This window comes from Micromonospora parastrephiae, from assembly GCF_016802865.1.
Taxonomy (GTDB): Bacteria; Actinomycetota; Actinomycetes; order Mycobacteriales; family Micromonosporaceae; genus Micromonospora; species Micromonospora parastrephiae.
Map to the genome: position 1 here is coordinate 1 of NZ_JAEVHM010000211.1, position 8757 is coordinate 8757.

An 8757-nucleotide genomic window follows, 5' to 3' on the forward strand; every position below is an offset into this window, starting at 1 on the left:
GTGGCTGGCCGGGCACCGGGGTGTCGACCTGGCCGCCACGGCCGGAGCGGTGATCCGCAGTGCCGGGCCGGGCACGGTGCTCTTCGCGGGTCTGGTGGCCGGCGCCCGGTGGTCACCGTGGGCCACGCCGACGGGCTGCGGACCACCCACGAGCCGGTACGGCCGGCCGTCCGCCCCGGCCAGCCGGTCACCGCCGGTGCGCCACTGGGCGAGCTGCTGGCGGGCCACCCGGGCTGCCCGGCGGCGGCCTGCCTGCACTGGGGGCTGCGCCGGGGCGAGGAGTACCTCGACCCGCTGGCACTGCTCGGCCTCGGCCCGGTGCGACTGCTCCCGGTCGGTGGACCAGTCCTGTCGTCCAGCGCCGTCGACCACCTGTGCATCCGGGGCTGCCCGCCACCGATCAGTGCTGAACGGATTTCCACCACGCCGCATTGGCGGTTGCGTGGGCCACCGGTTCGATGATTTCCCATACCTCCGCGATGAACCCGTCGGCGATGCGCAGGACGTCGACGACCACGATCTCCGGTCCCGCGTCGGGCAGTCGGCGCCGTGAGTGCACCACCACGTGGTCATCGTCGGCCAGCACGTGAAGGATCTCGACCTGCATGCCGGCGGTCGGGCCCAGCGCGGCGCGGACAGCGGCGAGCCATTCTGCCCTGGTCGACGTTGTCGAATCCGGCCGGTGGTGGATGAAGTCGTCGCTGAGGAAGGAGGCGAGCGCATCGACGTCGCCGGTCTCGATCAGCCCCGCGAACGCCTGTTGGACGATGCTTCTGTTCTCGGTGGTCATGGGCCCCACTGTTTCCCCGGCCCGTCCGCTTGTCGATGAACTCGCACTTCATGGCGTCCGGCGCGACGATGAGTACGCTCATGATCGTGTATACGGTCGGGGAACTCCTGCGGCAGTGGCGGCACCGCCGGGGGCTCAGCCAACTCGACCTGGCGATCGCCGCAGATGTCTCGGCTCGCCACGTCAGCCTGGTCGAGACCGGCAGGTCCAGGCCGAGCGCGAACATGATTCTCCGGCTCGCCGACCAGCTCCGTGTGCCGCTGCGCGATCGCAATCGCCTGTTGCTAGCCGCCGGTTTCGCGCCCCGGTACGCGGAGCGTCCGCTCGACGACACCGCCCTGTCCGCTGCCCTGGACGCGGTCCGCAGGGTGCTCCAGGCGCACGAGCCGTTTCCGGCGTTGGTCTTCGACCGCCGGTGGAACATCGTGATGACCAACCGCGCGGTCGACCCGTTCTTCGCGCACGTCGCTCCCGACCTGTTGCGGCCACCGGTGAACCTGGTTCGGCTGGGCCTGGACCCGCGCGGGCTCGCTCCCCTGGTCGTCAACCTGGCAGACGTGCGCGCGGTGTTCCGCAGTCGGATCTCGCGCCAGCTCGCCGCCGCTCCCGACAAGGAGCTCACCGCGATCTACGAGGAACTGCTGAATCCCTCGCCCGAGGAGCCGACGGGTCAACGGGTCGACGCCGACGTGGTGATCCCGATGATCCTCCGGATCGACGGACGAGAGCTACGGCTGTTCTCGACCATCACCACGTTCGGCACCCCGATGGATCTCACGATCGACGAAATCGCGATCGAGTCCTACTATCCGGCGGACCCGGAGAGCGCGGCTTTCTTCACCGGGTAGCGCACCGTGGGGTCAGCGCTGGGCGAGCAGCGCCGGCAACCGCACGGCCAGCCGTTCGTACTCGTCGGCGGTGTTGTACACCTGCCCGGTGAGCCGCAGCCACCCCCGGCCGTTCCAGCTCATCACGGCCACCTCGGTGGCGAGCCGCTCCCCGATCCGCGTCTGCAACGCCCGTGCCGCGTCGATGGTGGTGGCCATGCCGGCGGGAAGCGGAAGGAGACGCAGGGCCACCCCCGGTCCGCCGGGGTCGGGCAGTTGGGCGGGGGGCACCCCCAGCGCGTCTCCCACGACCCGCTGGCCGTACGCGGCGAGCGCGGCGTTGTGCGCCCGCACCCGGTCGACGCCGAGGCTGCGCAACGTGAACAGGCCGGCGGGCGCGGCCAACCAGGACGTGTAGTCGAGGGTGGCCTGCCATTCCACCCGGGCCGGGAAACCGGCGTCCTGCTCCCAGGAGACCACCAGCGGCTCGATCCGGTCCCGCCACTGCGGGGCCACCGCCAGCAGGGCGGTGCCGCGCGGGGCGTACCCCCACTTGTGCAGGTTGCCCGCCCAGAAGTCGGCGCCGATGCTGCTCACCGTCGTGGAGAGCATGCCCGGGGCGTGCGCGGCGTCCACCAGGACCGGCACGCCGTTCTCGTGGGCCACCGCGACGACCGCGGCGGTCGGGAAGAGCCTGGCGGTGGCCGAGGTGAGTTGGTCGACGACGAGCAGCCGTGTCCTTCCCGGGCGCAGGCCGGCCCGGATGGCCTGGACGATCTGCTCGTCGGTGGCGTCCAGGGGGATCGGCAGGACCCGGCTGACCGCCCCGGTCCGCCGGCACTCCCGCTGGATGGACAGGCTCACCGCCCCGTACCCGTGGTCGGTGCTGAGCACCTCGTCGCCGGGTTGCAGGCCCACGGACTGGAGCACCACGGCGACGGCGGTGGTGGTGTTGCCGACCAGGGCACTGCCGTCCGGGTCGGCACCCAGGAACGTGGCGAGGTGTCGGCGGGTGTGCGCGATCCGGTCGACAAGCCCCTGCGTGAAGAAGCGCAGCGGGTTGCTCTCCATCTCGTCACGCAGCCGCTGCTGGGCTCGCTGCACGCCGATCGGCACCGCACCGAACGAGCCGTGGTTGAGATGACTGACCGCCGGGTCCAGGGAGAAGAGCAGGCGGGCGCCCGGGATCGGCTCGGGGGGCTGCGGGACGCTCACCTGATGATCGTAACCGCCGGGCGGTCGACCCTTCGGCCCTTGATCAGGCGCGCGGGTGCGCCTGCCGGTAGGCGGCGCGCAGCCGTTCCACCGAAACGTGCGTGTATATCTGCGTGCTGGCCAGCGACGAGTGGCCGAGCAGCTCCTGCACGGCGCGCAGGTCGGCACCGCCCTCCAGAAGATGGGTGGCCGCGGAGTGGCGCAGCCCGTGCGGGCTGGTCCGGGGAAGACCCACGGCCTCGGCGTACCCGCCGACGACCTCCCGCGCCGTCGTCGGGTTGAGCCGACCACCGCGGGCACCGAGCAGCAGCGCGCTGCCGGAGCGGGCGCCGACCAACACCGGGCGCCCTCGGCGCAGCCACTCGTCCAACGCCCGCTGCGCGGGCACCCCGTACGGCACCGAACGCTCCCGCCCGCCCTTGCCGAACACCCGGATCACCCGTCGGCCGTGGTCGACGTCCCCGACGTCCAGTCCGCAGGCCTCGCTGACGCGTACCCCGGTGGCGTAGAGCAGCTCCAGCAGCACCCGGTCGCGCAGCAGCACCGCCTCGGCCGCTCGCCCGCTCGCCGCATCTGCGGTCTTTCCCGTCGCGGCCGTGCCGTCTGCGGTCGCTCCTACCGTGGCTGTGTCGTTGGTGGTCGCCTCTGCTGTGGCCGTGCCGTCTGCGGTCGCCTCTGCCGTGGCCGGGCCGTCGGCGGTCGCTTGGACCGTGGCCGTGCCGGCGGCGGTCGTCGACTGCCGGGCGGGTGCCTCGACCAGGGCGGTGGCCTGGTCGGCGCGCAGGACGCTGGGCAGCTCCCGGTGGGCACGCGGGCTGGCCAGTGCGGCGCCCACGTCGACGGGGAGCAGGCCGGCGCGGTGCGCCCACGCGCTGAACGCCCGGGCCGACGCGGCCCGCCGGGCCAGTGACGTACGGGCGGCGCCGGTGGTGCGCTGCCGGGCCAGCCAACTGCGCAGCACCGACAGGTCCAACTCGCCCACGTCGACGCAGCCCATTCGAACGGCGTGGTCGAGCAGCGAGACCACATCGGTGACGTACGCGCGGACGGTGTGGGCGGACCGGTTGCGGACCCGGGACAGGTGCTCGGCGAAGTCGTCGACCGCGTCGCGCAGCGTGGGCGGCAGCTCCTGGTGGATGGCCCGGGTGCCCCGCGCAGGCCGGCTCATCGCCGTCGCCCCGACGGCGGCGGCGCGGTGGTAGCCCGCCGCGCGGCACGTGCACCCCCACTGACAGCTGGCACGGCACCAGCCTACGACCGAGCGTCGCTCGCCGCCGGCCGCGCCAGCGCCGGTGTGGCCTCGTCCTACCGGCGGCCGGTCCGCTTGATCAGGAACACGACCAGACCGCCGATGAGCACGGCGGACGTGACGAGACAGCACAGCATGGCGATGTGCCACGGCTTGATCGCACCCATGACCGTGCACCGTACCGGCTCGTCTGCTCACGTGCCCCGCCTCGGTGTGGCCGGCGGAGCGAGGGCGTAGCCGTCGTCGCGTCGGACCACCATGGACAGTTCCTCCAGCAGGGACAGCTTGCGCAGCGCCGTCCGCACGTCGACGCCGGCACGACCGGCGAGCCTGTCCACGCCCATCGCACCCCGGCGGGGCAGCGCCTCCAGCAGCGACCGCGCGTCGTCGTCCAGCGCGTCGGTCGGTCGCTGCGGGCCTCGGGACAGTGGGGCAAGGTCCGCGCCGATGCGGCCCACCTCCTCGAGTACGTGCGCGACGCCGGTGACCAGCCGCGCCTTGGGGAACTCGCGCAGCAGCTCGTGCGCGCCCACGGACATCGCCGAGGTCACCGGGCCGGGCACCACCATGGCCACCCGGCCGGTGTAGATGGCGCGTCGTGCGGTCTGCGTCGCACCGCTGCGCGCCGACGCCTCCACCACGACGGTGCCCAGCGTGCCTCCGGCGATCACCCGGTTGCGGATCAGGAACCGGGGTCGCAGGGGCTCGGCGCCGGGTGGCCACTCGCTGACCAGGAGGCCCGTGTCGGCGATCCGGTCGAAGAGCGCGGTGTTCCCCATCGGGTACGGGCGATCCACGCCGCAGGCCAGCACCGCGACGGTCAACCCGCCGGCGGTGAGCGCGCCCCGGTGGGCGGCCGCGTCGATGCCGAAGGCGCCACCGGACACCACGGTCCAGTCCCGCTCGGCCAACCCGTACCCCAACTCGGTGGCGACGTGTTGGCCGTAGCCGGTGGCCGCCCGCGCGCCGACCACGGCCACCGAGCGCTCCAGCGCCTCGCCCAGTGGCCAGCTCCCGCGTACCCAGAAGCACAGCGGTGGCGCGGTCTCACCGTCCACCCGGCGGGTCACGTCCGGGAGTCGCAGGGTGGTGAGACCTCCGACCCGGGTGGGCCACTCGTCGTCGTCCGGGGTGACCAGGCGGGCGCCGAGCCGCTCCGCCCTCTCCAGCGCCTCGGCCGCGACAGCGCGCGCGTCCCCCACCGCTGACCGGGCCGCCACCGTGCTGTGCAGCCAGCCGTCCGGGCTGCCGCCGTCGAGCAGCAGATCCAGTGTCGCCACCGGGCCGTGCCGCTCGACCAGCTGGTGCACCACGCGGGTGCCCGGCTCGGCCAGCCAGGTCAGCGCCACCCGGGCCAGCCTGCTCTCCTCGTCGGCGTTCACGTCGCCTCCCCCGTCCGCAGTTGGGTCGCCTCCCGCACGTCCTCCAGATCCGGCCGTCCCGACCGTCCAGGTCCGCGATCGTCCAGGCCATCCGAATCACCCGATCGAAGCCGCGCGCCGACAGCGAGCCGGAGTCGAGCCGACCACGCAGTTCGGCGGTGACCCGGGCGGGTAGCCGCCACGGCGGTCGGCGCAGGTGCGGGCCGTCCACCTCCGCGTTGAGCCTTCGGCCCAGGCCGGCCCAACGGGTGGCCGCCGCCCGGCGTGCCGCCGCCACCCGCGCGGCCACCGTCGCCGACGACTCGGCGTCGCCGCCGGACGCCATCAGCTCCGCCGCCCGTACGGGCATCAGCCGCACCTGCACGTCGATCCGGTCGAGCAGCGGCCCGGAGAGCCGGCCCAGGTAGCGGCGGCGAACCAGCGGTGTGCACTCGCAGTGCGCGTCGCCGGACGGCTTCGCGCACGGGCACGGATTGGCGGCCAGCACCAGCTGGGTGCGGGCCGGATATTCGGTGCCGCCCCCGCTGCGGCTCAATTGGATGCGGCCGTGCTCCAGTGGCTGGCGCAGCGCCTCCAGCGCGCCCTTGCTGAACTCGGGGGCCTCGTCGAGGAAGAGCACCCCGCGGTGGGCCAGCGACACCGCGCCGGGCCGGGCCAGCCCCGAGCCGCCGCCGACCAGCGACGGGACCGTCGCGGTGTGGTGCGGTGCCTGGAACGGCGGGCGGCGCAGCAGCTGACCGCCCGGTGGCAGCAGGCCGGCGACCGAGTGCAGCGCGGTCACCTCCAGCGCCGCGTCGTCGTCCAGCTCGGGCAGGATCGAGGGCAGTCGTTCGGCCAGCATCGTCTTGCCGGCGCCCGGAGGACCGAGCAGCGCCACGTGGTGCCCGCCCGCGGCGGCGACCTCCAACGCGCGCCGGCCCATCTGCTGCCCGGCCACCTCGGCCAGGTCCGGGCCACCGACGGCCGGCGCCGGCATGGCCGCCGGTGGCTCGATCAGCGGGCTGCCGTCGCGGACGAACGCGACGAGCCGGTGCAGGGTGTCGACCGCGCGCACCCGTACCCCGGGTATGACCGCGGCCTCGGCGGCGTTGCCGGCCGGCACGATCACCCGCTCGATGCCGGCGCGGGCCGCGGCGGCGACCATCGGGAGTACGCCGCGCACCGGCCGGACCGTCCCGTCCAGCCCCAACTCGCCGAGGATCACCACCCCCTCCAGCGGGAGCAGCGGCAGCTCACCGGAGCCGCCGAGCAGTGCGGCGGCGATGGCCAGATCGAAGGCCGAGCCGAACTTCGGCAGCGTCGCGGGCAGCAGGTTGAGGGTGATGCGGCGGTTCGGCCAGCGCTGGCCGGAGTTGACCACGGCGGCGCGGACCCGGTCCCGGGCCTCGTGCAGGGCGGTGTCCGGCAGCCCGGAGATCACCACGGCCGGTAGCCCGGCGGCCAGGTCGGCTTCGACCTCGACCACGTGGCCGGTGACCCCGACCAGCCCCACGCAGAGCACCTTCGCGTAGCTCATGGCGCGTCACCGCCGACCCGTTCGGCGCGCATCTCAGAACGCGCCCTTGAGGTGGTCGACCTGAGCTGGCCCGGCGTCGGGCAGCCGCACCGAGAGCACGTCGAACCGCACCTCGTCGGCGCTCGTCCCGGTCTCGGCGAGCCAGCGCGCGGCGAGCCCACGTAGGCGGCGGGCCTTCGCCGGTACGACAGCCTCGGCTGGCGTGCCGAAGTCGTCGCCCCGGCGGGTCTTCACCTCGCAGAAGACGAGCACCGGCCCGTCCCAGGCGATGATGTCGATCTCCCCGGCCGCGCAGCGCCAGTTTCGGGCGATCGGGCGCAGCCCCGCCTCGGTCAGATGCCGGGTTGCACACCGCTCGCCGTACGCGCCGACCGCCTGGTTCCGCTTCGTCATGGCCGGCACGGTGCCCGCCCAGGAGCGCGTCCCGCGACCCCGGCAGCGCTCGCCTGTGGACGACGGACGTCCTGTGGACAACCGGACGATCAAGCTCACCCTGTGCTACGCCACCCCGGGTGTCCATGATCATTTGATGCTGAAACAGGTCGCCGGGCCACCGGGCAACTACTCGGGGGTCGCCGGCAGCGACTGGCCGGGCCGAAATGGCGCGGCCGTGGCCGGTCGCATACGGTGCCGGACGTGGACGGACGACGGAGCTTTCCCGAAGATCAGGAGTCGCGCTGGTATCCCGACGAGCGGGGTCGCGGCTACGGCGAGGCGGAGTGGCGTGCCGCGGGTGAACCGCGGTACCCCGACGGCGAGGTTCCCGAGCAGCGGGGCGCGGACGAGAGTCGCTACGGCGAGGACACCGGCGCCGGTCGCCGCCGCGAGCCCGACTCCGGCCGCTTCGGCGCGGTGGACCCGGGTCGTTTCGGTGCGCCGGAGTCGGATTCGGGGCGTCTGAGCGCGGTGGACCCGGGTCGTTTCGGTGCGCCGGAGTCGGATTCGGGGCGTCTGAGCGCGGTGGACCCGGCCCGCTTTGGCGCGCCCGAGCCGGACTCCGGGCGGTTCGGGGCTGTCGACGCCCAGCCCGCTCGCTTCGGTACCCCCGAATCCGACTCGGGACGGTTCGGTGCGGTCGATCCGTTGGGTGACGCCCGGCCGGAGGTGGACGGTTACCGGGCAACCCGCTCGCGCAGGGCGGACCGGGATCCCTCGGAGACCTCCGGTGAGCTGCCCGGTCGCCGGGCCGCCCGGGAGCGGCGGCTGCCGGTTCCCCGCTGCCGACCGCTCCGCCGGAGGCCGCCGGAGATGCCTCGCCGCCGGCCGGGGTGCTCGCCGACCAGATCCGTCCCGCCCCGCTCGGCGGGTACCCGATCATCGAACCGACCCGGGGCGGCGGCGAGACGCCGCACCCGCTGGAGATGCCGACCGGCCCGATGCCGGGGATCGGTCCCCGCGTCGACGTGCCCGCAGGTGAGCCGCCGGCGTACCCGCCGGCCGCCGACGGCGTGTACCGGACCCGCCGGCCGGTGCTGGCCGTGCTCTTCGCCCTACTGGTGTTGATCTTCGAGGTTCCGGCGCTGCGAGTGCTGCTGGCCGGGGCGACCGGCGATCCGGTGTCCGCCGGGAACGTGGTGGTGGGCATCGCCCTGGTCGCCGGGCTGCCGATCTTCGCAACTGGGCTGTACGGGCTCCGGACCGGTGGTCTCGCGCTCTCCGACGGGGGCCGCGGCTGGCTGCGCCCGCCGACGGCCTACCTGACCGTCGGCCTGGCGCTCTTCCTGGCCGCCGCGCTCGCCGCCGGCTGACCCGCCGCACCGACCCGCCCCACCGCCCCG

Annotated in this window: 7 protein-coding genes and 2 pseudogenes; 3 read left to right on the forward strand and 6 right to left on the reverse strand. The window is 74.1% G+C overall.

Going from position 1 to position 8757, the window contains the following annotated elements; all coding sequences use genetic code 11:
- Nucleotides 1–462 (forward strand): annotated as a pseudogene (locus JNW91_RS32690) (M23 family metallopeptidase); the annotation flags it as partial.
- Here JNW91_RS32690 and JNW91_RS26945 read toward each other — a convergent pair.
- Nucleotides 401–790, reverse strand: a complete 390-nt coding sequence (locus tag JNW91_RS26945; RefSeq protein ID WP_238425774.1) for a nuclear transport factor 2 family protein — start codon at nucleotides 788–790, stop codon at nucleotides 401–403. The pseudogene JNW91_RS32690 and the gene JNW91_RS26945 sit on opposite strands and share 62 nt — an antisense overlap.
- 80 nt (nucleotides 791–870) lie before the next feature.
- Between JNW91_RS26945 and JNW91_RS26950 the strand changes: the two genes are divergently transcribed.
- Nucleotides 871–1638 carry a helix-turn-helix domain-containing protein gene (locus JNW91_RS26950; RefSeq protein WP_203178212.1) on the forward strand — a complete coding sequence of 256 codons (768 nt, stop codon included), beginning with the start codon at nucleotides 871–873 and terminating at the stop codon, nucleotides 1636–1638.
- Nucleotides 1639–1650: 12 nt separating this feature from the next.
- On the opposite strand, the gene JNW91_RS26955 is transcribed toward JNW91_RS26950, so the two are convergent.
- The 5 genes and pseudogenes from JNW91_RS26955 to JNW91_RS26975 all read right to left on the reverse strand — a co-directional run bounded on the left by JNW91_RS26955 (nucleotide 1651) and on the right by JNW91_RS26975 (nucleotide 7372).
- Nucleotides 1651–2832, reverse strand: a complete 1182-nt coding sequence (locus JNW91_RS26955; RefSeq protein ID WP_203178213.1) for an aminotransferase class V-fold PLP-dependent enzyme — start codon at nucleotides 2830–2832, stop codon at nucleotides 1651–1653.
- Nucleotides 2833–2875: 43 nt separating this feature from the next.
- On the reverse strand, nucleotides 2876–4000 hold the full coding sequence (locus JNW91_RS26960; RefSeq protein WP_203178214.1) for a tyrosine-type recombinase/integrase: 1125 nt from the start codon (nucleotides 3998–4000) through the stop codon (nucleotides 2876–2878).
- Between the two features lie 275 nt (nucleotides 4001–4275).
- The gene (locus tag JNW91_RS26965; RefSeq protein ID WP_203178215.1) at nucleotides 4276–5463 is read right to left on the reverse strand and encodes a DNA-processing protein DprA; all 1188 of its coding nucleotides are present in this window, start codon (nucleotides 5461–5463) and stop codon (nucleotides 4276–4278) included.
- Nucleotides 5460–6979: pseudogene (locus tag JNW91_RS26970) on the reverse strand (YifB family Mg chelatase-like AAA ATPase). The gene JNW91_RS26965 and the pseudogene JNW91_RS26970 overlap by 4 nt, the downstream one beginning before the upstream one ends.
- 33 nt (nucleotides 6980–7012) lie before the next feature.
- On the reverse strand, nucleotides 7013–7372 hold the full coding sequence (locus tag JNW91_RS26975; protein ID WP_203178216.1) for a YraN family protein: 360 nt from the start codon (nucleotides 7370–7372) through the stop codon (nucleotides 7013–7015).
- Between the two features lie 875 nt (nucleotides 7373–8247).
- Here JNW91_RS26975 and JNW91_RS32695 point away from each other — a divergent pair.
- Nucleotides 8248–8727 (forward strand): hypothetical protein, encoded by a 480-nt coding sequence (locus JNW91_RS32695; RefSeq protein WP_238425775.1) that lies wholly within the window; start codon nucleotides 8248–8250, stop codon nucleotides 8725–8727.
- Nucleotides 8728–8757: the final 30 nt, after the last annotated feature.

Coding starts and splice junctions, on each gene's coding strand:
- JNW91_RS26945 (WP_238425774.1), bottom strand. CDS start 790: ATGACCACCGAGAACAGAAGCATCGTCCAACAGGCGTTCGCGGGGCTG.
- JNW91_RS26950 (WP_203178212.1), top strand. CDS start 871: ATGATCGTGTATACGGTCGGGGAACTCCTGCGGCAGTGGCGGCACCGC.
- JNW91_RS26960 (WP_203178214.1), bottom strand. CDS start 4,000: ATGAGCCGGCCTGCGCGGGGCACCCGGGCCATCCACCAGGAGCTGCCG.
- JNW91_RS26975 (WP_203178216.1), bottom strand. CDS start 7,372: ATGACGAAGCGGAACCAGGCGGTCGGCGCGTACGGCGAGCGGTGTGCA.